Origin of the sequence: Pontibacter rugosus (assembly GCF_042678745.1) — a bacterium.
GTDB lineage: Bacteria > Bacteroidota > Bacteroidia > Cytophagales > Hymenobacteraceae > Pontibacter > Pontibacter rugosus.
Genome location: NZ_JBHTLD010000057.1, coordinates 1 through 23,007 on the forward strand (window position 1 = coordinate 1; position 23,007 = coordinate 23,007).

General features: G+C 47.1%; 18 protein-coding genes. 2 read left to right on the forward strand and 16 right to left on the reverse strand.

All coding sequences use genetic code 11. From position 1 onward, the window contains the following. Positions 1-88 precede the first annotated feature (88 nt). The 7 genes from ACFQ2O_RS08265 to ACFQ2O_RS08295 all read right to left on the reverse strand — a co-directional run bounded on the left by ACFQ2O_RS08265 (position 89) and on the right by ACFQ2O_RS08295 (position 8,096). Positions 89-985, reverse strand: coding sequence for a DUF58 domain-containing protein (locus tag ACFQ2O_RS08265; RefSeq protein ID WP_377525517.1), 897 nt, complete (start codon positions 983-985; stop codon positions 89-91). Between the two features lie 806 nt (positions 986-1,791). Next, on the reverse strand, positions 1,792-2,787 hold the full coding sequence (locus tag ACFQ2O_RS08270; protein WP_377525519.1) for an AAA family ATPase: 996 nt from the start codon (positions 2,785-2,787) through the stop codon (positions 1,792-1,794). Positions 2,788-3,190: 403 nt separating this feature from the next. Beyond that, entirely contained in the window at positions 3,191-3,808 is a 618-nt protein-coding gene (locus ACFQ2O_RS08275; protein ID WP_377525522.1) for a DUF4159 domain-containing protein, read from the reverse strand. Positions 3,809-3,910: 102 nt separating this feature from the next. Then, entirely contained in the window at positions 3,911-5,227 is a 1,317-nt protein-coding gene (locus tag ACFQ2O_RS08280; protein ID WP_377525525.1) for a TldD/PmbA family protein, read from the reverse strand. A 116-nt stretch (positions 5,228-5,343) separates the two neighbouring features. After that, positions 5,344-5,655: a four helix bundle protein gene (locus ACFQ2O_RS08285; protein ID WP_377525527.1), complete on the reverse strand. Its 312-nt coding sequence runs from the start codon at positions 5,653-5,655 to the stop codon at positions 5,344-5,346. A 48-nt stretch (positions 5,656-5,703) separates the two neighbouring features. Next, positions 5,704-7,350: a TldD/PmbA family protein gene (locus ACFQ2O_RS08290; RefSeq protein WP_377525530.1), complete on the reverse strand. Its 1,647-nt coding sequence runs from the start codon at positions 7,348-7,350 to the stop codon at positions 5,704-5,706. A 248-nt stretch (positions 7,351-7,598) separates the two neighbouring features. Next, positions 7,599-8,096: a septal ring lytic transglycosylase RlpA family protein gene (locus ACFQ2O_RS08295; RefSeq protein ID WP_377525534.1), complete on the reverse strand. Its 498-nt coding sequence runs from the start codon at positions 8,094-8,096 to the stop codon at positions 7,599-7,601. Between the two features lie 339 nt (positions 8,097-8,435). Between ACFQ2O_RS08295 and ACFQ2O_RS08300 the strand changes: the two genes are divergently transcribed. Both ACFQ2O_RS08300 and ACFQ2O_RS08305 read left to right on the forward strand, forming a co-directional pair. Next, positions 8,436-9,344 (forward strand): DUF72 domain-containing protein, encoded by a 909-nt coding sequence (locus ACFQ2O_RS08300; protein WP_377525537.1) that lies wholly within the window; start codon positions 8,436-8,438, stop codon positions 9,342-9,344. A gap of 46 nt (positions 9,345-9,390) precedes the next feature. Next, positions 9,391-9,828: a DUF3997 domain-containing protein gene (locus tag ACFQ2O_RS08305; protein ID WP_377525539.1), complete on the forward strand. Its 438-nt coding sequence runs from the start codon at positions 9,391-9,393 to the stop codon at positions 9,826-9,828. Positions 9,829-9,839: 11 nt separating this feature from the next. Here ACFQ2O_RS08305 and ACFQ2O_RS08310 read toward each other — a convergent pair whose 3' ends face one another. The 9 genes from ACFQ2O_RS08310 to ACFQ2O_RS08350 form a co-directional block, all read right to left on the reverse strand. Further along, positions 9,840-10,709 carry a carboxypeptidase-like regulatory domain-containing protein gene (locus tag ACFQ2O_RS08310; protein WP_377525542.1) on the reverse strand — a complete coding sequence of 290 codons (870 nt, stop codon included), beginning with the start codon at positions 10,707-10,709 and terminating at the stop codon, positions 9,840-9,842. Between the two features lie 115 nt (positions 10,710-10,824). Beyond that, positions 10,825-11,946, reverse strand: coding sequence for a helix-turn-helix domain-containing protein (locus ACFQ2O_RS08315; protein ID WP_377525545.1), 1,122 nt, complete (start codon positions 11,944-11,946; stop codon positions 10,825-10,827). 253 nt (positions 11,947-12,199) lie between these two features. Beyond that, positions 12,200-14,287: a M16 family metallopeptidase gene (locus tag ACFQ2O_RS08320; protein ID WP_377525548.1), complete on the reverse strand. Its 2,088-nt coding sequence runs from the start codon at positions 14,285-14,287 to the stop codon at positions 12,200-12,202. Between the two features lie 110 nt (positions 14,288-14,397). After that, entirely contained in the window at positions 14,398-15,732 is a 1,335-nt protein-coding gene (locus ACFQ2O_RS08325; RefSeq protein WP_377525551.1) for a M16 family metallopeptidase, read from the reverse strand. 258 nt (positions 15,733-15,990) lie between these two features. After that, positions 15,991-16,179, reverse strand: a complete 189-nt coding sequence (locus ACFQ2O_RS08330) for a hypothetical protein (RefSeq protein ID WP_377525555.1) — start codon at positions 16,177-16,179, stop codon at positions 15,991-15,993. 39 nt (positions 16,180-16,218) lie between these two features. After that, positions 16,219-17,592 (reverse strand): dGTP triphosphohydrolase, encoded by a 1,374-nt coding sequence (gene dgt / locus ACFQ2O_RS08335; protein ID WP_377525560.1) that lies wholly within the window; start codon positions 17,590-17,592, stop codon positions 16,219-16,221. A gap of 753 nt (positions 17,593-18,345) precedes the next feature. Beyond that, positions 18,346-20,172, reverse strand: coding sequence for a T9SS type A sorting domain-containing protein (locus ACFQ2O_RS08340; protein ID WP_377525564.1), 1,827 nt, complete (start codon positions 20,170-20,172; stop codon positions 18,346-18,348). 520 nt (positions 20,173-20,692) lie between these two features. Then, positions 20,693-22,591: a M56 family metallopeptidase gene (locus ACFQ2O_RS08345; RefSeq protein WP_377525568.1), complete on the reverse strand. Its 1,899-nt coding sequence runs from the start codon at positions 22,589-22,591 to the stop codon at positions 20,693-20,695. Beyond that, positions 22,588-22,977: a BlaI/MecI/CopY family transcriptional regulator gene (locus ACFQ2O_RS08350; RefSeq protein ID WP_377525572.1), complete on the reverse strand. Its 390-nt coding sequence runs from the start codon at positions 22,975-22,977 to the stop codon at positions 22,588-22,590. The genes ACFQ2O_RS08345 and ACFQ2O_RS08350 overlap by 4 nt, the downstream gene beginning before the upstream one ends. Positions 22,978-23,007: the final 30 nt, after the last annotated feature.

The window sequence follows — 23,007 nt, forward strand, 5'->3', positions numbered from 1 at the left end:
ACACAAGACTTTTATTTTTTATTCAAAAGTCAGTTATTCAATCATTCAAAATTAAATTCGCTCATTCACTCAATCGCTCATTCAAAATTCAAAGCAGCAGCCTCTTTTGAAGGAAAGTCCGGAGGGCTTTGTCTAGAGGTTCGTCTGTCACGAATCTGTCATAGGCTATCTGGCGGTTGCGCATGTTCCGCTCCGTTGACTCCAACCACTCCTGTTGCCGCTGCAAGTATACTTTGCGTTGCGCTGTAGTGCTTACCTGCATCGTTTGCCCAGTTTCCAGGTCCTCAAAGGTCAAGGTGCCGCTGTAAGAGAAGTCAAGTTCGTTCCGGCTTATCAGGTGAGACAGCAGTAGCTCATGGCGCTGTGCCCCTAGTTGGTAAAGCAGCTCTGTTATCTCTGCCTCCTGCTCATACAAGTCTGTCAGGAATACTGTCAGTTCTTTCTGTCGTCTATCTGCAAACAAGTTAGCTGCCGCCTGTGCATCGGGGAACTTACCTTCCGGCTTTATCTCCGACAACTGGTACCAGAAGCGCTGCAAGTGCATATTGTCGGAGCGTGGCGTCAGGTTGATCAGCTGGTTCTCGTGCAGCACGTATAGCCCCACCGCGTCGCCTTGTGTGGTAGCCAGGTATGCGAGTGAAGCCACCAGAAAACGTGCATAGTCTATTTTGCTGATTCCGTTCTCGTCTTCATGTCCCATCGAGGCGCTGCCATCCAATATAAAGCGCACCGTGATGTTAGTGTCTACTTCGGCTTCTCGGATGTAATAGCGGTCAGAGCGGGCAAACATTTTCCAATCGAGCTGCCGCAGGTCGTCGCCGGGCTGGTAGCTGCGATACTGGCTAAACTCCAATCCAGCCCCACGCCTTAGGCTTTGGTTCTGGCCCGCCATAAAGCCTTCCACTACTGTTTTCGCCAGTAGCGGCAGGTCTTTTATCTTTGCCAGGATCTTTGGGTCGATGAATTTGTTGGAGTTGTTTGCCATTGTGTTTCTCTTACTCTACTTTCTTTGTCCTGCTGGCGCGAGTTTTCAACTCGTGTCTGACTATGATGTTGAGTTTGTAACTCAACTGGCTTGAAAAGCCATACTTGCTGGACTCCGCTAATAACCTTTCTGGCGCAAGCGTCCGCTTGTGCCGTTGACTGCCTCTGCTTTATCGCATTTTCAGCCGTATTAGCCATTCTAGCATCCTTTTACCCTTCAGCTTCCAACTGCCCCTGCTGGTGCTAGCTTGCAGCTAGTGCCTACTTACAGTATAGCGCTTCCAGCTCTATTGGCTTACAAAGCCACACCTGTACAGCTTCAGCTATACTTGATTAAACCCTGTTGTCGCAGCCTCAGTCAAGCTAATCTTTCTAGCTACTGCTTATCCTCCAGCTCCCAAACACCAACTGTTTCACTTTTCACTTTGGAGCGCTCAAGCCCGCGAGGGCTCGTCCTCAGGCATCGCGCTGTGTGCCTGAAGCTGCTCCGCGCTCCGCTGCGGGCTGCCCTAACGGGCACCGCAACATGCACAAGGCGCTCAACCCAAGAACTGGGATTTGGTTCAGATACTTCTGCTGACGGAGCGGTGAAACCACAAGACCTTGCGGTGTCCGAAGGTCCCGCGAGCGTCTGACACCTACTAAAGCTTAACTCCCGAGCAACAGCCTATCCAACCTAGACGCTCGCAGGAGCTGCGCACGCTGCGAGGTCTTTAGATTTGTCCTTGATGCATTTAATTAGCTTTTATACTTGAGCAACAGCGACAAACTTAGTTCTTGATTCCTCATTCCTAATTGCCCCAGGGCTTAAACTAGCACTGCTTTCGGCAGCTTTATACTTTGCAGCAGTTCATCAACTACTCTGTCAGACGTGATTCGCTCCGCTTCGGCAGTAAAGTTGACCAGCACGCGGTGGCGCAGCACGGGGTAAGCCATCGTTTTAATATCCTCTTCCGTTACTGCGAAGCGACCATGTAGCAAGGCGCGGGCTTTGGCGGTAAGTATAAGTGCCTGCCCAGCGCGTGGCCCAGCTCCCCAGCGGCAGTAGGTTTTTATAAAGTCTACTGTGGTGCTGTCGGGGCGGGTGGCGCGTACGATGTGGTTTACATACATCAGCAGTTCTTCACTTATATTTACCTCACGCACCAACTGCCGCAACTGTAGGATCTCTTCGCCGCTTATACTTGGCTGTACCTGTGCCTGGCGTGTGCCTGTGGTGTTTGCTAGTATGTTCAACTCTTCCTGCTCCGTCGGGTACTTGATCTTGATATAAAGCAGGAAGCGGTCTAACTGCGCCTCTGGCAGCGGGTAGGTACCTGCCTGCTCAATCGGGTTTTGGGTAGCCAGCAGGAAGAATGGCTTTGGCAGCGGATACGTTTTACCGGCATAGGTTACTTCGTGCTCCTGCATGGCTTCCAGCAGCGCTGCCTGCGTTTTGGGCGGTGTACGGTTTATCTCGTCTGCCAAAACAATGTTAGAGAAGATAGGCCCTTCGTTAAACTTAAAAAATCGTTTGCCGGTAACATGGTCTTCTTCCAACACCTCTGTACCGAGTATGTCGGTTGGCATTAGGTCTGGCGTGAATTGTATCCGGCGAAAGCCCAAATCCATGGCATTGCTCAGCGTGCGCACGAGCAAGGTTTTAGCCAAGCCAGGCACGCCTTCCAGTAAACCGTGGCCGCCAGCCAGCAAGGTGATTAGCACCTCGTCCAGCACTTCTTCCTGGCCTACAATTACTTTCTGTATCTCCTGCTTTAGCTTTGGTAGTTTACTTAGCAGGTGGTGTATGTCTTGTTCAGTCATTTTAGTTTGGTTAATGACTCTGTTTTGCTTTGTAGTTGTAGCTTTTGCTTATTCAACTTAGTATGTTCTATAGCTCGCCTGTCTGGCGGGGACCTACTTTTTTTCTTGACAAAAAAAGTAGGCAAAAAAGTCAAGACAATTTTGTTTGTCGAGGGCCCCTACCCCCACTCGCTGATCGCTCAAACAAAAAATCGTCGTTTGTGCACCTGGCAGATGTAATTTGTTTCATAGTTCATGTGCTAATATGTATGCTGTAACTGTCTGCAATCATTTACTACTGAACTGATAGTTATAAATCGACAGCAGTTGGGAACTCCTCTCTCGAAAAGAGCGCAGGAATGTATTAGATCGTGCATGGAAATCCTGTTGATCCTAAAATCCTGCAAATCCTGATTCAGACAAATCAGCTCGTTAGCGCATACATGATGATATTTACTCCAAACTTGGTATTATCCTCAGCCAGCCAGCGTTTATTTCGGAAGTCGTAGTCCCATTCACAGCCGTAGTCTTTGTTGCTGTAGAGTACGGCTATGCGCCCGTTCACTTCGATAGCTTTTAGGTAATCATGCACCAGATCATCGCCCCAGCCGTTCAACTCAAAAGATGTTGTTGGTGGGCCTTCTTCAAAGGTGAAAAAGGACTTGTAAAGCTTATGGTTGTTGGGGAGCTTCTTTAGTGCGTTTGCCCCAAATATCTGCCGCATCTGCTCTTCGAAAGAACGGGCAAAAAGGCCATCTACATCGTGGTTGCAATCGTCTACAAACACAAAGCCCCCATTCTTCACATAAGTCTCGAAGTTCTGCCGCTCCTTCTGGTTAAACTGCACCAGCTTATGGCCGCTCAAATAGCTAAAGGGATACTTAAACAGCTCCGCACTTTCCAGCGATACCACCTTCTCCTGCTCATTTACCGGCACCGTAGTGTACTGGATAAGCGAGTGCAGCAGGTTGCTGGGCATACGCGGGTCGGTATCCCAGTTGCCGGAGCGGTACTGTAGGCGCACAAAAATAAAAGGAAGCACTTAGGGAGTTCTGAGTTAAGGGTTCTGAGTCTTGAGTATTCTTAATACAGATGCCGCACGCAGCGGTGCTGCATACGGCATCCATAGTATAAATAGTTGTTCTTACACTGCGTCAGATAAGCTGGTGAACGTGAAGTCACGAATTTTCATTGGCGGAATTAAGCTGCCGCTGATGCGCTGTGGCTTGCCAAGCGATTCCAGGTTGTTCAGCATGATTACCGGGCTCTCGTTAAAACGGAAATTCTTCACCGGATACATAATCTTTCCGTTTTCGATATAGAACGTACCGTCGCGGGTAAGGCCTGTGTAGAGCAGCGTTTGCGGGTCTACGGCACGGATATACCAGAGGCGCGTTACCAAGATGCCACGCTTCGTGTTCTTGATCATATCTTCGATAGACTCCTTGCCACCTTCCATGATGACATTGCCTGGAGGCGGAACAGAAACAGCTCCTTTGTTAGAGGCCCAATAACGGGTATTGTACAGGTTCTTTACGACGCCTTTATCTATCCAGGTAACTTTCTGCTGCGGGCGGCCATCACCTGCGAAGGGAGAAGACGGCACTTCTAAATTGTTAGGATCTGAATAAACTGTAATTCGTTCATCTACCAGCTTCTCGCCTACTTTTGTCTTGCCACCAGGCTTGCTCAGGAAACTACGGCCTTCTTCAGCGGCACGCTGATCCATGTTGTAGAACATGTTTTGCAGCAGGTCGATAGATGCGGCAGGCTCTAATATAACCGTATACTTGCCAGGCTCCAGTGCTTTGGCGTTACGGGAATTAGCAGCTTTATCGGCGGCTATTTGTGATGCCTTTCCTGTGTCTAGTTTGCTGATGTCGCTGTAGTCCTGGGTTACGTAGCCAGAGCCGGTGCCATCATCTGTACGCATGGTAACAGAGAAATCCACGGAAGTAGAAGGATGGTAAGCGAACAGGCCTTTGTTGTTCATCTTGGCCGTGAAGTTGGTATAGTGCTCCAGGAAGCCAGCAGCAGCCAGGCCTTTATCAGCAGCGGCTTTTATACTTTTAGCAGCGGCTTCGGCGCGGTAGGCCGGGTCTACTTTGGCGGTGCTGTCGAAATGCTCTTTGGTAACTATGTACTTCTGTGGGCCTAGCAGTGCTATGTATTCCGGACTTTCTGGTGCTAAACGGGCTATTTCTTCGGAGCGGCGAATTACCTTCTCCAGCGATTTGTCATCAAACTCGTTGATGGTGGCGACACCGGAGCGTTTGCCGAAGCGCGACTCTACGGCCATCGACACGTTTTCTTCTGAGCCGCTGGTTGATACTTCGTTTCTGGCGTAGCGGATGTTGCCGCCTACGTTGCCGTTAAGCGTGATCTCACACTCATCAGCCTTTGAAAAACTCAGCGCCTTCTTAAGTATGGCCTGAGCTTCTTCTTTACTTAATATTGCCATTTTTTGATGTCTTTGCTAAACTTTAAACTGGACTACTTTATCAGTTCTGAGTCTTGAGTTCTGAGTCACGAGTTGTTCTCTTTTTGCTGAGAAGTAAGAATTATACTTTTCAGAATCTATATCAACTCCTCGCTCTCCCCGTGTATGCTGTTGAAAGCATCCGGTTTAATATAGTCTGAGTCTTTGAGCAGGCGCAGCCAATAGCTTGTTTCTCTTGCTTCTTTTAAAGCTATACTTAGTTTGTGCCTGAAGTCAGCTTTGCTTTGTCCTCCCAGAGCTTCCTCCACGTTGGCTCCTATAGAAGTACCACTTCTCAGAACTTGCTTTGCCAGTACAAACTCCCGCTGCTCCTGTGTTAGGTGCTTATAAAGCTTGATGATTCGAAGGGCAAAGTTGTAAGACTTAGTAGCAACTATACTTTCAGCCATAGAATATAGTATAACTCAAGACTCAGAATTCAGAACTCATGACTCGCGCTAAATTTTGCGCGCTGTGTTGATCACGTTCACGCCGTTGAAGCGGGTGTGGGCAGAGCCGTGAGACACCGCACTGACCTGGCTTGGCTGCCCTTTGCCGTCGAAGAACGAGCCGAACAAACGGTAATCGCTTTCGTCGCAGGAGCCAGCGCAGGAGTTCCAGAATTCCTGGGTGTTGCTCTGGTACGCTACATCCTCTAGTGGTCCAACAATTTTACCGTTCTTGATCTCATGGAACGTGGTGCCACCAAACTGGAAGTTGTAGCGCTGCTGGTCGATAGAGTAAGAGCCACGGCCTGCGATGTAGATGCCTTTATCAACACCGGCAATCAGCTGATCCACGTTCTTCTTCTCTTTACCCGGAGCCAATGAGATGTTTGCCATGCGCTGGAACTGTACTGAACTCCAGTTATCGGCGTAGCAGCAGCCATGCGATTCTGGCTCGTCAATGATGTGCGCCTGGTCGCGGATAGCCTGATAGTTTACCAGCACACCGTCTTTTATCAGGTCCCATTTCTTGGTTTTCACACCTTCATCATCCCAGCCAACATAGCCAAGTGAGCCTTTTTGTGTTTTATCTGCAAAGATGTTTACCTTATCAGAGCCATACTTAAAGTTCTTGGTTTTCCACTTATCCAATGTGGCGAAGGAAGTGCCGGCATAGTTAGCTTCGTAGCCTAATACACGGTCGAGCTCCAGCGGGTGGCCAACAGACTCGTGAATGGTAAGGCCAAGGTGGTTCGGGTCGAGCACCAGGTCATACTTGCCAGCTAGTACTGATTTTGCGGTTAACTTCTCTTTCGCCTGCTTGGCAGCAAGGGCAGCGTCTTCCAGCATATCATAGGCGTAGCGATAGCCATTCAAGCCAGTGCCTTCCGGACCTTTTATCTTTTCAGATGCCTTCGGAATCATATACTCCCAGCCCATACCCATTGGTGCGCTGAGGGCCTCGCGGGTTTTGAATTTGCCAGAAGCTTTGTCTACCACTGTAACCGTAAAGTTTGGCCAGATGCGGTGAATGTCCTGGTCGATGTAAGAACCTTCAGTAGAGGCAAAGTACTTCTGCTCGTTTACCTGGAACAGAGCAGAGTTAACGAAGTTGGCGCCATTGTCCATTGCCTTGGCGTTGGCAGCCAGTAGCAGGTCTGCTTTCTCGCCTACCGGCACTTCAAAGGCGTTTTTCTCGATTGGTGTTTTCCAACTTACCTCTCCATAGCCTTTAACGGGAGCCAGTTGCACCGGCTCTTTCTGTAGCTTCGCATTGGCTTTGGCAATAGCCACAGCCTGTTCAGCGGCCTTGGCTACACCCTTATCTGATACATCAGAGGTAGCGGCAAAACCCCAGGTGCCGTTGGCCAGCACACGAACGCCTACACCATAAGACTCTGCGTTTACGATGTTCTGCACCTGCTTTTCGCGGGTAAACACATATTGCTGCAGGTAGCGGCCAATGCGTACATCGGCATAAGAGGCTCCTTTAGATTTCGCCGAGTTTAAGGCGACATCAGCCAAGCGCTTTTTAAGGGCTACATCCACAGTTTCCAGTGCTCTTTCCGGCGAAATGATATCGCCAAACACAGGTATGGAGGGCAGCATTAAGCCGCCGAAGCCTAGCGCCGATAACTCAAGAAAGTTTCGTCGTTTCAAAGTGGTAGAGGTTAGTTAAAGTTTAGAGTGTTTAGTTTTAGGTAGCTAAGTATAGCAATTCTGTTTGGCTTATCAAAGTGCAACCAACGACTATCAGCTTAAAGGAGTGTTTTTATAGATGAATAGAGGGTAGAGTTATACCAAACAGATACAAAAACAAAAGCGCAAAGCCTCTACAGGCTTCGCGCTTTATCAGGTACTAGTAAAACTCTGAGAAGATGGTAAAGGCTGATTTGCCTTTACTGGTGTTAGTTTCTGCTGTTGGCCAGGTCTGATGTTACATCAGAAGCAAGGGCAAAATCAGAAAAAGAGGCTACATCGAAGGAGAAGCCGGCGGCAGATGCGAGATCAGCTTCTGAATTTAGTACTTCGATTTTTACATGCCCAACACCTTTGTTGTGGAATTCGAGTTCGCGGGCTGCGGCCTCTGATACATCAATAATACGGTCGCCTACAAAAGGGCCTCTGTCGTTGATGCGCACGATAACAAATTCGTTGTTATCAAGGTTTGTTACTTTCACCTTCGTTCCGAAGGGAAGTGTCTTGTGTGCGGCAGTCATTTCGTGCTTATTGTAACGCTCTCCGCTGCTGGTTTTTCTACCGTGGTAACGACTTCCGTACCACGAGGCCTCCCCCTTTTGGGTATCGGCATTTACTGTGTTTTTCTGTGCAAAAGTTGGTTGGCCGATGCCAATAAATAGAAAAATGATTACTGTTAAAATGAAGCACTTTCTATTATCATTCATACTACGTAATAGTTGGTGAAGGGGCAAAGGTACGGAAAATTCGCTAAACGAGACCTTTTAAGCTCCGATTTGCCTGATGAGATAGGGGGATACAGGTAAAACGCCTAGCTTTGCCTTAAGTCAGATAATGTGAAAATGTTTGTTTAAAGTCTGTGTGGCAACATTTTTAAGTCCAAAGCGGTAAGCAGTGTAGCTTATAAAAAATAGCTAAATTTTTTTAATCACCCAAGCCAATTAGCAGGAAATTGGGATGAAAAACATGAAATATGGTTATCGGGTTTTTACGGTACGAGCTACTGCAGGATAGTATTTTTTTATAGAAAGGTTAAAGTATAAACCATGGATTTCGGAAGGCTGTCAGACATTAGCAAGGTAGACTTTACGTTGCCCTCGAACCACCCCGACACGCTGCCGCTGCTACAACAGGCGGGCAATTATGTAAAACCGCAGGTATACGTGGGCTTACCGGTGTGGGTAAACAAAGCTTGGGTAGGCAAGTACTATCCGGCTAAGATGCCCGAGAAAGAGTCGCTGCAGTGGTATGCCAAGCAGTTTAACACCATAGAGCTAAACAGCACGCACTACCATATCCCAAGCCCCGACACTATCGACCGCTGGCGCAACGTGGTGCCGCATGGCTTTACGTTCTGCCCTAAGTTTCCGCAGCTCATCAGCCACGAAGCCGCCCTGCGCAGCACACAGGACGTAACGGCTGCCTTTTGCGCTTCTATCGCTGGCCTGGAAGATAAACTGGGGAGCGCCTTTCTGCAGTTGCCCCCATACTTCGCCCCTAAACAACTGCCTGACCTGGAAGCTTTTCTTGCCTTTATACCTGAAAGCATACCCGTAACCGTAGAGTTGCGGCACGAAGGCTGGTTTACAGACCATGTAGCAAGTCTGGAGCTGTTTGAGGTGCTCGAGAAGTATAAAGTAGGAACAGTATTCACAGATGTAGCAGGTCGCCGCGACGTGCTGCACATGCGCCTTACCACGCCATCGGCCATGATCCGCTTTGTAGGCAATGGCCTGCACCCCACCGACTATACCCGCATTGATACCTGGGTAGAGCGGCTGGAGGAGTGGTTCAGTAATGGCCTGCGGCAGCTATACTTCTTTGTGCACGAGCCAGACAATACGTTGGCTCCCGAACTAGCCACTTACCTGATTGAGCGCCTGAACAAGGTATGCAGCTTTGATTTGAAACCACCGAAGAAGTATGTGCAGCCGGTGCAGGGGGAGTTGTTTTGAGAACTAGTTTATAGTTGGGTTATATCAGATCAAACAGAATTTACTCATGATTCTATACAATGGGGAGTTGCTTAAAATTGAATATAGAAGTGGTATACTTCAGCTACTACTTTTTTTAGGTTGTGTGTTGTTGACATCATGCGGGGGTTGGCTGTCCGACTCTACAGAAGATTTAGCTGGCAACTATAAGTATGTGTTCGAAAGTAGAGAAAATAGCTTCATCTATGGTGGCGTAAAAGAACAGAAGGTGATTCCTTGCACAGTTGAGACTTATACTTATAGTAGTGATTTCATATTGGCTCAACAGAAAGCAAGTAAAGAATGTGTATTCCCACATAAGATTGAGCAAGAAGAAGAGAAAGTGTACTTCTGGATTATTGATATCAAGAATGATGCACTATACAGATCGGATTCAAGGCAGGCGTATGAAGCTAACCGGAATTGCCTGCACGTACCTGAAGAACTTCAGCTTGATAAGCCATAACCAAAGTTCTGCTATTGTTTTACTACTACCTCCATTTTAGGGGCAAACAGACCGTCGTTGCTGACCATCCACTTGCCTTGACTGGCGTAGCGGGTAAACATGGTGCCGCCAAAAAGCTTCTTTGCGCCAAAGTATAAGCCAGACTGCTCTTTTCGAACAAGGTTGGTTTTATGCAGTTTCTTAACATACTCTAGGCTTACCACAAAATCCTCATCCACCACAATGTCATACGGCACCAAATCTATACTTGCTTTGCCTTTGCTGCCGGTAAACTGCAAGTATACCGGCTCGTGCAGGATGTTTTCTTTCGGAAGGCCGTTCTCCAAAGTATAAATGTTCATCCGGAAGAAGAGCGTATCGTAGTCGTTCAGGAAAATGTCAATATTAAAGGCCTCCAGGTAAGTTATTTTGCCCTTCACCTTGCAGAGTAGCCCGATCTCGTTGCCTAAATTGCTGAACTTAAAAGGCGTCATGCCGACACCAGATGGCGTGGCTTTGTTGCCTAGGGAGTTTGTCTCTAGCTTTTGGCCGGTAACCTTTACCTCCTGAAGAAGGTGTTGCGCTGGCTCTAGCAAAACAGTTGGGTCAGCTTCTAGCTTCTGTGCCAGATGCTGCAAAGTATAGCGCTGCTGCTCATACCCCATCATAGAAACAACAAGTGTGTCGGAGGCATTAGTGGCTGCCACAGATAGCTCAAACGCACCGTTGCTGTTGCTCACCGTGCCAATATCTTTCCCTTGCAGGCCTATACTGGCATAAGGAACAGGCGCGTGCGTAGCGGCATCTTTAATGTTGCCTTTTAAACGTATGGTGTTAGTCTGTGCTACAATAAGGGAGGGAAGCATGTATAAGCCTGCTATTAATAACCAAAAGCCTTTCATTTTTTCGTTTGTTTAGGGTGATTGCGGAAATTCTATCACACAAACATAAGAGGCTGTCGACTTATAAAAACAGGCCTTCGCGAGCAGTATACCCTATTTTCCGAAAGTGATACCTTTATGAAGCCTGCTGGAGGTGCTGTTCCCGGTAAACTTTGGGGGATAAGCCGGTCATTTCTTTAAAAACCCTGTTGAACGTCGCTTTCGAGTTGAACCCACTTTCTTCTGCTATGGCAAGCATGGTCAGGTGCCGGAACTGGTCGCTCACGATATGGGCTTTAATTTCTTCTATTCGATAGGTATTGATAAAGCTTGTAAAGCTGAGGCCCGTCTGGAGTTTGATGAGCTGCGAAGTATACTTGACGTTGGTGTTAAGGCGTGCAGCTACCTCGTTAAGTTTTAGGTCGCTTTTCCGGTACAGCTTCTCCTGCTCTATCAGGTGCAGCAGGTTTTTAAAGTATTCCTCTTCTTGTGCTGCGCTTAAAGTATAAGCAGCTTCCTTTTGCCTGGTATGTATGTCGTGCATGTGCCGGAAACTGAAAGCACTGATTGCAAAAACTGCTATGAAATCCAGGGCGGTAAAAAAGCTGACGACGCTGTTGGTATACTGCGCTACATTGTAATGCTGAGCGAACACAAGAGCAAGCGCAAAGTACAGCGACCAGAAAGTAAACCGTATCAGGAAGTATGACAGGCTATACTTCAGCCATTTCAGTTTGATAGTAGATAAGTTAGTAGCCTTTCGGATGAGTTTGAGGCTCCGGAGAACACAGTAAACAGCTAAGAGACTGGCTAAAAAGCTATGGATGGCTGCTGCCCAGGCAAACGCATCAGTTAAGGCTAATCTAACCAGCTGCCCTGAAACCCCCAGCCCCAGGAGAACAAGATTGCCAGCCAGTTCTATCAGTGCTGGAACAAACCACCAGTAGTAGGAGCGTTTCCAGGTAAAGTTGCTTTCGGTAAGCGATCGGCTATAGAAGTATAGCAGCGGACCAAACCAGAACACGAACAGCGATGGAAACCCGAGAAGCCAATTGTATTTGGCAACCAATCCTGAGCTCAGGAAAAAGCTATGCAGCGAGCTGAAGTTAAAGATAAGTATAAACAGGCCAAGTAGTACATTGGCACTGCGGTTCCCTTTGGTGTTGCTTATAAAAAGTACACCAAGCAGCAACCCTTGCGAGAAAATCAATAAATCACTAATGGCAAGTATACTTAACTTCACGCTGTTTGTATTCAATTATTAGAACCACCTAAAGCTACAACTAAGTTTTACTCCTGCTGTCTTTCTAGGTGACATTATACTAAGAGCCGTTGTGCTGCTGGTAGAACAGCAGCTAGAGTATGAACGACAGAGTAAATTTATCCACATATATAAGTATAAATATGTGGGAATGTGCATAACTGCCGCCTAAAACAAGAAAAAGCGGCTGCCCTCATCGGGGCAGCCGCTTTTATATGATCAGCAAGTATAAATCCTGCTTTTTAAGAAACTACAGCTTAAACGTGTCGTCGCTTAGGTTCTTGTTTACCTCAACGGTTTGTACTTCAGCTTTAATTGTCTGAGGGCCAACTACTGTCTCGGTTACATAAGGAAACTTCACACCGTTTACTTCTTTGTAATTGCCGTAAGTCTTGGTTTGTGTGATGATGCCTTGCGGCGTCTCCAGATTGTTCACCTCTTTCAGGCGCAGACCAGAGTCTTTCGCAAAGTAATGCGTGGCTTTCTGGCCGTTTGGCTGCGTTACCTCTACTGCATAAGCCTCTGTGCCGTTTACATCTTCCATACCAGTTAACTTGGTTTTGATGCCAAGCTTGTCGTACTGCAGCGCAGGGAACAGGTTTGCTTCCAGTTTCTGAGTTTTCAGCTCATCGGCAGTCAGCTCCTTGTTCACACCTTGCATCGGCGCTTCCATTTTACCTTTGTCGCCGTTGATGATCACACGTTGCATCGGATTATTGTTCATCAGCACCTGCATCGCAAATTTATCGCTGCCTTTCTGCTGCTGCTTAAACACCAGCGTCATGCCCTGAATGGTAGCGTTGCTTGTGATAGACACATCCTTCAGCTTCTCGATGTTCGCTTTGCCACCAATCGCCTTGATGTAATCAGCAATCACTTTATCAGCTGTTAAACCAGCCGGAACGCCCATGGTTTTGCGGTCTACTTTGTTACCTTCAGCGTTGTAGTAGGTGATCTGGTTATCGTCTTTGTCGAACTTCTTTAGTTTATCAGCAATTTCAGTAGCATTACCTACAGCCAGCACATACATCTTGTCCGGGTTGATATACTTCTGCGCCACGCGCTGTACGTCGTCGGCCGTTACAGCCTCCACCTTTTTCAGGTAATTAGCATAGTAATCTTCCGGCAAGCCATAACGAGCGGTGTTGATAGCGTAAACAGCTACTGTAGCAGGATTCTCCAGGCCACGGCCAAAGCTACCCATAATATAAGCCTTTGCATCGCGCAGTTCCTCATCGCTCACGCGCTCGCTGCGGATTTTGGTAAGCTCGTTCATGAACTCTACCACGGCACTGTCGGTCACAGCATTACGCACGTTTGCGCTGGCATTGAAGCGGCCTAAAATCTCATCGTTGTTGATAGATGAGTATGCACCGTACGTATAGCCGTGCATTTCGCGCAGGTTCTGGAACAAACGAGAGTCCATGCCACCACCTAGGATATTGTTCATCAGGGAAGCTGCTACGGCATCCTCAGCACCTGGCTTCAGGTCGGCAGGATTTGTAAGTATAAGCGAGCTTTGTACCGCACTTGGACGATCTACTATAACAACCTGCGTTTTCTCCGGGGCTTTAGGTAGTTCGAAGTTTATATCTTTTACCTCGCCTTTCTCCCACTTAGCAAGAGACTTTTTCAGGAGTTTCTTCATCTCCTTTGGCGTTACGTCGCCTACCACAGCCAGGTAACCAATGTTTGGCTTATAGTAAGTTTTGTAGTAGTTCTGAACATCCTGCAGGGTGATTTTGTCTACCGTCTCCTCGGTCATCACCTCACCATATGGGTGGTTTTTGCCATACAGCACCAAGTTGCGGGTACGGCTGGCGATAGCATCCGGATTGTCTTTAGACTGGGCCAGGCTGGCTTTCATCTGCTTTTTAACCTTGTCCAGTTCTTCCTGCGTGAACTTCGGGTTTAGCAGCGCATCTGTTGTCAGATCTACCAGCGTTGGCAGGTGCTTCTTTAAAGAGGATGCATTGAAGCCGGTAGAAGAGAAGCCAAGGTCAGCTCCGATAAAGTCTACCTGCTCGTCAAACTGGTCTTTGGTACGGTTAGTTGTGCCGGTACGCATCATTTGGCCAGCAGCCTGTACGTAACCAGCTTTATCAGCTTCCAGAATCGGGTCGCGGTCCAGCACCAGCGACATAGATACCACTGGTTGCTTGTGGTTTTCCACCACGTATACTTTCAAACCATTCTTCAAGGTGAAGTTCTCATACTTACCCAGTTCAATTTTAGGAGCAGGGCCTGGAGGCGGAGGAGTAGCTTGTTGTGCCTGGGCAGGCATTACACACATCAACGCCAGCGCCAAAAATGCTGCACTATATAGTTTCTTTATCATGATTGTTCTCAGTTTTTGATCTTGATAAAAGACATTGTGACAATGGACAAAAGATGCGGCTAAGTATAACCTTTCCTTTGTCTTTCGTCAAGAAGTCCTTTGTCTAAAAATTACTTCGGTTGAGCTGATTTTGGCAGGTAGTGCAGCACCACACGGTTATTTTTGGTGAGGTACTCCTTGGCTACGCGCTGTATGTCATCTTTCGTCACCTTCATGTAGCGCTGCAGCTCTGTGTTGATCAAGTTGGCATCACCGAAGTATACAGCATAGTTAGCAAGGCTCTCGGCACGGCCAGCTACAGTGCTGTTCTGCTGCACAAAGTTGCTCTCAATCTGGTTCTGTAACTTCTGGAACTCACGGTCAGAAAGCGGTTCTGTTTTTACGCGCTCAACCTCAGCGTCCATGGCTTTCTCTAGGTCATCTACTTCTACACCCATGTTGGCGATAGCAAATGTCAGGAACAGGCCCGGATCTTCTGTCGGGAAAGGAATAGAGGCAGCAGCTACGGCTTTCTGCTGCTTATCTACCAGTGCCTTTGGCAGGCGAGCACTCTCACCACCAGAAAGTAAAGTTGTCAGCATAGAAAGTGCATAGAAATCATCCGTTCCCTGCTCCGGTACATGGTAAGCTTGGATAACAGCTGGCAACTGAATGTTGTCATACACCGTTTTACGACGCTCTTCTGTCTGCTTCGGCTCTACTGTGTTCGGGCGAGGAATTTCTTTGGTGCCTTTCGGGATACCAGCAAAATACTTCTCGATCATCTTCTTAGTCTCCTCTATGTTGATGTCGCCGGCGATAGAAAGCGTCGCATTGTTTGGCACATAGAAGGTCTTGTAGAAATCGCGGAATTCGTCGATGCTGGCAGCGTTCAGGTCTTCAAAAGAGCCGATCGGCATCGTTTTGTAAGGGTGCTCCTTAAAAGCAAGCGAGAACACATTCTCGCCCATAGAGCCGTAAGGCTGGTTGTCGATGCGCTCACGCTTCTCTTCCTGTACTACTTTGCGCTGCGTTTCCACACCCACCTGGTCAATCTTAGCGTGCTTCATACGCTCTGCCTCCAGCCATAGGCCAAGCTCCACCTGGTTAGATGGCAGCAGTTCGTAATAATAAGTACGGTCGAAAGAAGTGTTGGCATTAAGCGCGCCACCCGCTTTTTGTACTAGTGAACTGTACTCACCACGGTTAATGTTCTCAGTACCCTCAAACATCAGGTGCTCAAAAAAGTGTGCAAAGCCTGAGCGTCCTGCTACTTCGTTCTTAGAGCCTACGTGGTACAGCACCGATACTGCTACGTTAGGCGTAGATTTGTCCTGGTGCAGGATTACGTGCAGGCCGTTCGGGAGCGTGTACTCCGTGAACTCAATCTTGTTGCTCTTGCTCTGCGCCATAGCCGCAAGGCTGGTGGCACACCACAAAAGGCAGATGATAAACTTGCTTTTCATGTGTTTTTAAGTTGTTTTGATAAGCGTGAATTGGCATAAGCCGATCTTGTAGACGCTATACTACAAAGTATAAAATTAGTTCTAAACTGTGGGAAAAGCCACTTGCGCTCAGAAGTACATTTTGAGTTTCGGCAGATATGATGGAGAGGTAGATGAACCTGTTGATTTTATAGACGAACAAGAATCTGCTTAGCTGAGATCAGAATTCAGAACAATTTATACTTTGAGGGCTCTGTAGGAATAACCAGAAAAGGTGCTTTAGAATAACTGCTGTAGCTGTGCTGCTACAAAGTTTTTCGGCACGCACAGCAGCAGCGAAGCTACAAATAAAACGAATGCAGCATATTTAGCCTGTACTATATCTTTATGCACATCAGGTAGTGTTATGAGTGTGTACATCAAGCCCATAAACACCGGAAAGAGCATCGTTTCTAGTGCATCTTTCACTTAGACGGAGAAACATTGGTAAGTGATTATCTTTTAATATCAGTACATCCTCGGCAACTCAATGCCTTTGATTTTACGGTACAGCCCAAGTGCTGCCTGGTCGGTGAGACTGGCGACAAAATCGGCAATATGGATGATGCGCACGTAAGCTGTGGCCGACTCAGGTAACTGCAGGTAGTGCGGTGGAATAAGGGAGGCCAGTTTGCGGTGATGTTTGGATTCAGGCTTGAAAACAGCTTTTATCCCGGCATCTAACAAACCGCCAAGCACTTCAAAACCGGCAGCCTCAATCTCCAACACCGGGCGGTTCTGGTAAATCAGCTTAACGGATAAATCTTTGATCTGATCCAGCACAGGCTTGCAGCTCAGTTCATTTATCAGAGGCTTGTCGTAAGTGCCCTGCAGCATTTCAGGTTCATGCTGAATGAAAATCGCGGATGTTTCCTCTATTAGCTTGCCTATGATACGGGCACGCAGGTAGCCTATTTCCTCACGCCAATCATAGAAAGTAAGGCTGGATTTACGGTTAGGATCATCATCCAGAATTTGGCGCAGCAAGCTCAGTCCTTGCTCATGCGGCACCAGGCCGAGCTTCAGGCCATCCTCAAAATCAATGATGCGGTAGCAGATGTCGTCGGCGGCTTCCACCAAAAAAGCCAGCGGGTGGCGGTGGTAAAAAATTTCGCCGGCAGTGCTTTTTTTCAGCAACCCCAACTCCTGCGCAATCGTGTTAAACCATGCCTTTTCCGTCTGGAAAAAGCCATACTTCTTTTCGCTGGTGTTTTTTGTGCCTGCTATCATGGGCAGCGACTCCTTTGGGTACTTGGTAAAGGTAGCCAGTGTAGTAAACGTAAGGCTAAGGCCACCGGGATGGTTGCAATGCGTTGGGTAAGTATAAGTCAGAATTCTAAAGCCAGCCGCATTGCCCTCATAACTTTGCAAGTCTGCTTTCTCTGCCTCGGTAAGGCCTTTTAAGTATGGCTGTGCCTCCTCACTTAGAAAGTAAGCTGAAATAGCGTCTTCGCCAGAATGACCGAAGGGAGGGTTGCCAATATCATGGGCCAGGCAGGCGGCAGCTACTACATCACCAAAATCCGCTTCTTGTATATGCTTTTCCTGTGCTAACGCAGGGTAGCGTTCCAATATACTCTTGCCAACAATACGGCCCAACGATCGGCCTACAACAGAGGCTTCTAAACTATGGGTAAGGCGCGTGTGCACAAAATCACTTTCGGGCATAGGCATTACCTGAGTTTTATTTTGCAGCCTCCTGAAAGCGGAAGAAAATACGATTCTGTCGTAGTCGCGCTGAAATTCGCCCCGCACCGATTCATCTGTGTTATACTTTGGGTCGTTTGTTTCGAAGCGCTTTTTGGAAAGGAGCTTGTCCCAGGTGGTGGTTTGAGGTATCATGTACAGGTATAAAGTTGAAAACTTAGCTTAAAAAGTTGCTGCTTGCCAACATAACCTTCGGAAAGCTGTAGTTACAGTTTCGAAAATAGGAGCAGCTTCTTAGTTAGCGAAACAGGCTCTGAGGCACCAGGCTATAAAGGTTATTTTATCTGCCGTCTTGAATGAAGGTGCTTTTAGGTAGCTGTTAGACTCGCTAAGCCTTTTCAAATATAGTTTTATGCTTGTGATTATACCAGAAAGTGATTTTTTTAAAGGATAAAATCAAAATAAACAGGCGTCATAACAATAAATTATTTTTGCGCCATGTTACAATATTTTTGTGAAATAATGGTTGAGCAATGGTTTTAGGTGCTGTAAACGATATTTTAGTATGATATATGAATTAAGTGGCTTGTTTTGGAATGTTACAAACAGGCGTCAAAATACCTTGTGTTACTAAATCAAGATATCGAATTTTGAACCATCGAATAAGCCCTTATCCAAGCAAAGAAAACACTTAGGCTCTACAACCCTAACTTTATGGCGAACTAATAGCAGCGCTTTTCCATGTGTGCGTTGCATTAAACAGACCATTATTTATTTGAAAAGCAAGCAGATAGCAATTTCCCCAATTGTAACCTGCTTGCTTTTTGTTTTAGTAATCATAAGCGCCAACTAGCAATTACATGTATACTACTAGCTGCTGTAACCTATGGGATGCATGTTACAAAAAGGAGGTTTTGCTACCTGATGCACCTGTTACAGGATGTTACATTAAAGCTTAAGAATTCGCTGTTGCCCATTTCTGGCGCTATCCTGCCATTTCAGGATATACATACCTGCCGCTATACCTGATAAGTCAACTGTTGTCGGGATATTATCTTCAGTGACGCGTAAGTTGAATACTCGGATTAGCTTGCCTGCCGTATCATAAAGTTTAACATTTAAGTCAGTGGCTGACTGTACAATGTAAGACAGCCTCAACTGGTTTGCGTCTGCATCGGTAAAGGGATTGGGATATACTTTGAATATATGTAATGAGGCAGGCTTTGGAATCATGGGCTGTATTCTACAGGGATTTGCTCCTATTACGTTTGCCATAACTACATTAGCTCCTTCTATATCTAAAGAGCTTAGGGTACGGAAAAGCTGTGCTGACTCAATGGCATAGAGCATCACGGCACGTTCCAGGTTTACATGGCTTAACTGGTGCGCATGCCCTAGCTCATGCAGCATTACCGTTTCAAAGTCAAACTGACGGGCACCAGGGCCAGCAGGGCCATACTGCCAGTTAATGTTGCTGTTTATCTCCATATCGAATTCAGACAGGAAGAACAAGGTGTCGTTGCTGGTGGGGCAACCGTTGTAGCGGCTGATAGTGCGTGCCAGCACGCCTTCGCCCACCGTAGATCCCGGAGCAAATCTTACTACGGTAGTTTCATCTTCTACAGCTTTTTCAATAGAAGTGTTTTCTCCTATCTGCCAGTTTACTTCCGATACCGCTATCCAGGAGTTCATGGCTCTGATGAATCCATCTTTAGCTGCCTGCCTGTTGTTCATGCTTTCAGAAAAGTGTATAGTATAGCCGCCTGTGCCGTTCTGATTAATGAGGCTAGGTTGAAATGTTCTGTTGTTAAAGCTAACGTTGGAGTAGGCAAACTCCAGCACAATAGGCTGGGGAGAGATGGCAACAGTACCATCGTTTGCCGTTACACGAATAGGGCCAGAGCCTGCAGTGCCTTCATCCAGCGTTATAGAGGGTATATAAAGCTCGATGCGGGTGTTGCTCCAGGAAATATACTCATAAGGAAGCGGTTTAACATTAGTTTGGCCACCATCATCGGCATTCTGGAATTCTACAAAACCATTGCCACGCCTGTTGCCAAAGCCGCTACCATTAATCGTGAGTAAAGTGCGTGTGCCGCCACTCGCCACAGTAGGCGAGAAGCTCGAAATAACGGGGGCAAGCGGTGCATTCTGCGATTGCTGGCTTTTTTCTACAGCAGGCCTATTGGCTAACTTCAGGTTTTCGGTAATGGTTTGGGCGTTTTGCCCGGTTTCCTTGGCTATACTTTCGTAAAGTTGCTGTATGCTGTCGTAGCTGTCGAAAACACTACGGGCGGTTCTGTTTGTTATATCATAGCGTATTAAACCTTGCTGGCTGCCGTAGGGGGTGGTACTTAAGCCTGTGGAAGCTGGTGTGCGCTCCAGAAGTTTTTGTTTTGTAAGAAAGAAGACTCCATGCTGGCCAGGCCGCAGTTGCAGTGCAGTGGAAAATACGTGTTTCTGAAAACCGACTGTGCCGCCTTCTGTAATTACTTCCAGTTGTGCTTGCTGCGCATCACCTTTAAAAGATTTATATACTTTAATGGTGCTGGAAGTATAAATGTTCTGGTGCTTGGTGTCCCAAAAAGACTCCTGTGCTATTACTTCTCCCTCAACTACAACATCAGATGCTTGCACACGCTCTTTTAGTGTGAGCGGCACCATATGCTGGGTATCAGAAGCAAAGGAGTAGCATGGTATAATAAACAGGACAAGAGAAAGCAGCACAAGCGCAGTACGCCACCCTGCAAAAGCGATCGGGTAATTGTTAGCCATAAAAGGTATCAGTCATGGTTTTAGTAAATATGCATGAAGGCCCAGCTAAAGGACAAGCCGTTTATCTTACGCAAAATCACCTTAGCTAGGATATATTGTAATATAAATAAGAGAATGTTTAAATTTTTGTTCGAAAAATCGAAAACAAATAAAGTAAGGCGCTGGCTAATCTTGTTTCGAGCGCACTAGCAGCTTTGGTGTGCTATAAGCAGCAGCAGTCAGGTTCTGAAAGCGCAAATCAAAAGTATCATAAGTAGTCAGACAAATTTAGCTTAACCTATTTTTTTATTCTGAAAGTATCTTGTTGATAGTGGCCCTCTTCCCTCGAAAAAGCTTAATCTCAGGGGGGGAGCCCTCTATTTCTATCAAGCTTCTTACAGAATGGCAGGTGTTTTTATACGTAAAGTTAATCCCGCCCCTATGCTTATATGCTCTTACTTTAGTTTAAACGAAAAAAAGGTCTGCCAGCATATACATGCGGCAGACCTTTAAGAAAACTCATGATCTAATAATTACATTACTATTTATCTGCATTTATAAGCTTTTTATACTTGTCGTATACTTGCTGAGGCTGCTTTTTGCCGTTGATAAATAACTCGTCGTTGTTTAGGTGAATGTTCAAGTTGCTGCTGTTTCGTTCAATCAACCCATCCTTGATAAGCTCCTGCTTTACTTCCTCCATACGCTCCGCACGTTTTTGGCGCTGTTGGTCCATCTCAGCTCTGCGGGCATCCATTTCCTGACGTCGTGCTTCCTGACGAGCCTTTATTTCTTCGGATCGGGTTCTGTTGTGCTGTTTCATTTCTTGTTTTCTCAAGCTATCCTGTAACATAGTGTTCTGGGTAACTTCTTTTTCAAAACGCTTTATAGCTTGTTCAAATTGCTTTATTTCATGCTCCAAAACTTTTAGCTCTTCTTTGCTAGCTCCTACAGGTGGTGCCGGAGGTACAGGAGGTAACAGTTCACCATCTGGCATAGGGGCGGCTGGTGGTGCCGGAGGAGCCGGAGGCATGGGTGCAACCCCTCCTTGAATAGCTGCGTCAGTTCTTGTTGAATTACCTTGTGCATCTATAGTTGCCAACCGTCTGCTGGCTTGTTGAGCCAGTAGCTCAGCCTGCTGCTTGTTTGCCTTTGGTGCCTGCTGCACTGCAAGTAAGCGCTGCTCTATCAGGTCTTTGTGTTTATTTAGGTCGCGGTTTGGTATACGTTTACCATCTACATAAAGCTCTTTTACCTTGCCTTTTTTGTTTGTGATGATAACTATATTGCGGCTTTCCCCAGCAGCATCCTGGGCTATGTAACTTATCTGTTCAGGAGCGCCTGTAGTAGATGCAGTTTTACGTAGGGTATCTTTTGCTGCGCTTATAATAGGTGCGTCTTCCTGCGGGTTTAGTGCTGCCGTGGCTCCAAACGAAAGAACCAGCATGCCGGTTATCAGTACTAATCCGGCGGCAAAGCCATCTGAGAAACGAGGCTTCAGTGGCTGCTGTCTAAGCAAGCGCCTGACACGGTTAAGGAGAGATCCTCTTTTGCCGGAAAATGCGAGTGCCAAACCCGGTGCGCCTGGCAGTCTCATCGCCTCAAGCTCAGTAAGCGCTCGGGCATACGTGAGGGGATTGCCGCATAAGGCCACGGCTATGTCATCGCAGCAGTTTTCGCGCTCTGCCCGCACCACTCCTGACAGCCACCACATGGCAGGATGATAAAAGAAGAGCATATCCATGATAGACTGGAGCAGGTTAAGCAGGTAATCTTTGCGGACAATGTGCGCCAACTCATGGGCAAGTATAGCTTCCACCTGAGCAGAGGGTAAGCCAGTAATGGCCCCAAGCGGGAAAAGAATAACAGGCTTTGCCACACCGATTGCCATAGGCACCTGTACCAGTGCCGACTCCACTAACCTGATAGCCCCTTTAATGCCTAGCTGCGCCGCCAACACGTTTAGCTTCTGCTGCCACTGTGCATTCGCTGCTTCAGCTCTGTAATAGCGCAGGCGCTGCGAGTAGGCTATGCCTCCCATAAAGCGAACCAACATCAGCACAAAGCCCAACAGCCATAAAGTAACTATCAAAGTTAAGTGCTGTTCAAAGTATACTTGCGCCACTGCAAACGGATCAGACCAAAACGAAAATGCCGGAATTGTAACTGCCGCCTGTGCTGTTGATGTCATACCTGCCTCTAACTTTATAGGCTGGTGCAGCGTGCAGTAATAGACCAAGGTGGCGCTTGAGAGCAGTAACTGCAGCACCATAGCTGCCCCAGCTACTGTGTAGCGGGTTTTAGCTGCGTGGCGGTGCAGTAGCACGAGCAAAAGGCTTAGCAGTAGCGCTACAAAAGCACCTTGCCAAAGCGAGTGCAGTAATGTCCAGCCAAGGGCATGTGCCAGCCCTTCCGGAATCAGGTTCGTAAGTTGATTCATTTGTTGCCTCCTTCCAGTTTATCTAATAAGTTTCTGATCTCGTCTAACTCTTCTTTGGATGCGCGGCTGTTGCCGAGTGCCTGCATCACCAGTTTACTGGCCGACCCTCTGAAGGCTGTGTCCAGAAAGCGGTTTAGCAGCTGCTGTTGTGTGTCTTCCTCTTTTAGGAGCGGCTTGAATATGTGGGAGCGACTTGTCTTATCAGCCTCCAGCATCTTTTTCTCCGCCATTATCTGCATAAGCTTTAGCGTGGTAGTATAGCCGGCCTCTTTGCTTTTGCTTAGCTCTTCGTGTACAAACCGAACAGTGTTGGGGCCATGCTGCCAGAGTATCTGTAGTATTTCCAGTTCGGACTCTGTAGGTTTCGGTATTTGTTCTAAGGCCATATCAATAAAGGAGTTAAGAGTTATTTCTTT

Coding starts and splice junctions, on each gene's coding strand:
- ACFQ2O_RS08325 (WP_377525551.1), bottom strand. CDS start 15,732: ATGAAAAGCAAGTTTATCATCTGCCTTTTGTGGTGTGCCACCAGCCTT.
- ACFQ2O_RS08340 (WP_377525564.1), bottom strand. CDS start 20,172: ATGGCTAACAATTACCCGATCGCTTTTGCAGGGTGGCGTACTGCGCTT.
- ACFQ2O_RS08345 (WP_377525568.1), bottom strand. CDS start 22,591: ATGAATCAACTTACGAACCTGATTCCGGAAGGGCTGGCACATGCCCTT.
- ACFQ2O_RS08310 (WP_377525542.1), bottom strand. CDS start 10,709: ATGAAAGGCTTTTGGTTATTAATAGCAGGCTTATACATGCTTCCCTCC.
- ACFQ2O_RS08280 (WP_377525525.1), bottom strand. CDS start 5,227: ATGGCAATATTAAGTAAAGAAGAAGCTCAGGCCATACTTAAGAAGGCG.
- ACFQ2O_RS08295 (WP_377525534.1), bottom strand. CDS start 8,096: ATGAATGATAATAGAAAGTGCTTCATTTTAACAGTAATCATTTTTCTA.
- ACFQ2O_RS08285 (WP_377525527.1), bottom strand. CDS start 5,655: ATGGCTGAAAGTATAGTTGCTACTAAGTCTTACAACTTTGCCCTTCGA.
- ACFQ2O_RS08265 (WP_377525517.1), bottom strand. CDS start 985: ATGGCAAACAACTCCAACAAATTCATCGACCCAAAGATCCTGGCAAAG.
- dgt (WP_377525560.1), bottom strand. CDS start 17,592: ATGATACCTCAAACCACCACCTGGGACAAGCTCCTTTCCAAAAAGCGC.
- ACFQ2O_RS08320 (WP_377525548.1), bottom strand. CDS start 14,287: ATGATAAAGAAACTATATAGTGCAGCATTTTTGGCGCTGGCGTTGATG.
- ACFQ2O_RS08350 (WP_377525572.1), bottom strand. CDS start 22,977: ATGGCCTTAGAACAAATACCGAAACCTACAGAGTCCGAACTGGAAATA.
- ACFQ2O_RS08300 (WP_377525537.1), top strand. CDS start 8,436: ATGGATTTCGGAAGGCTGTCAGACATTAGCAAGGTAGACTTTACGTTG.
- ACFQ2O_RS08305 (WP_377525539.1), top strand. CDS start 9,391: ATGATTCTATACAATGGGGAGTTGCTTAAAATTGAATATAGAAGTGGT.
- ACFQ2O_RS08270 (WP_377525519.1), bottom strand. CDS start 2,787: ATGACTGAACAAGACATACACCACCTGCTAAGTAAACTACCAAAGCTA.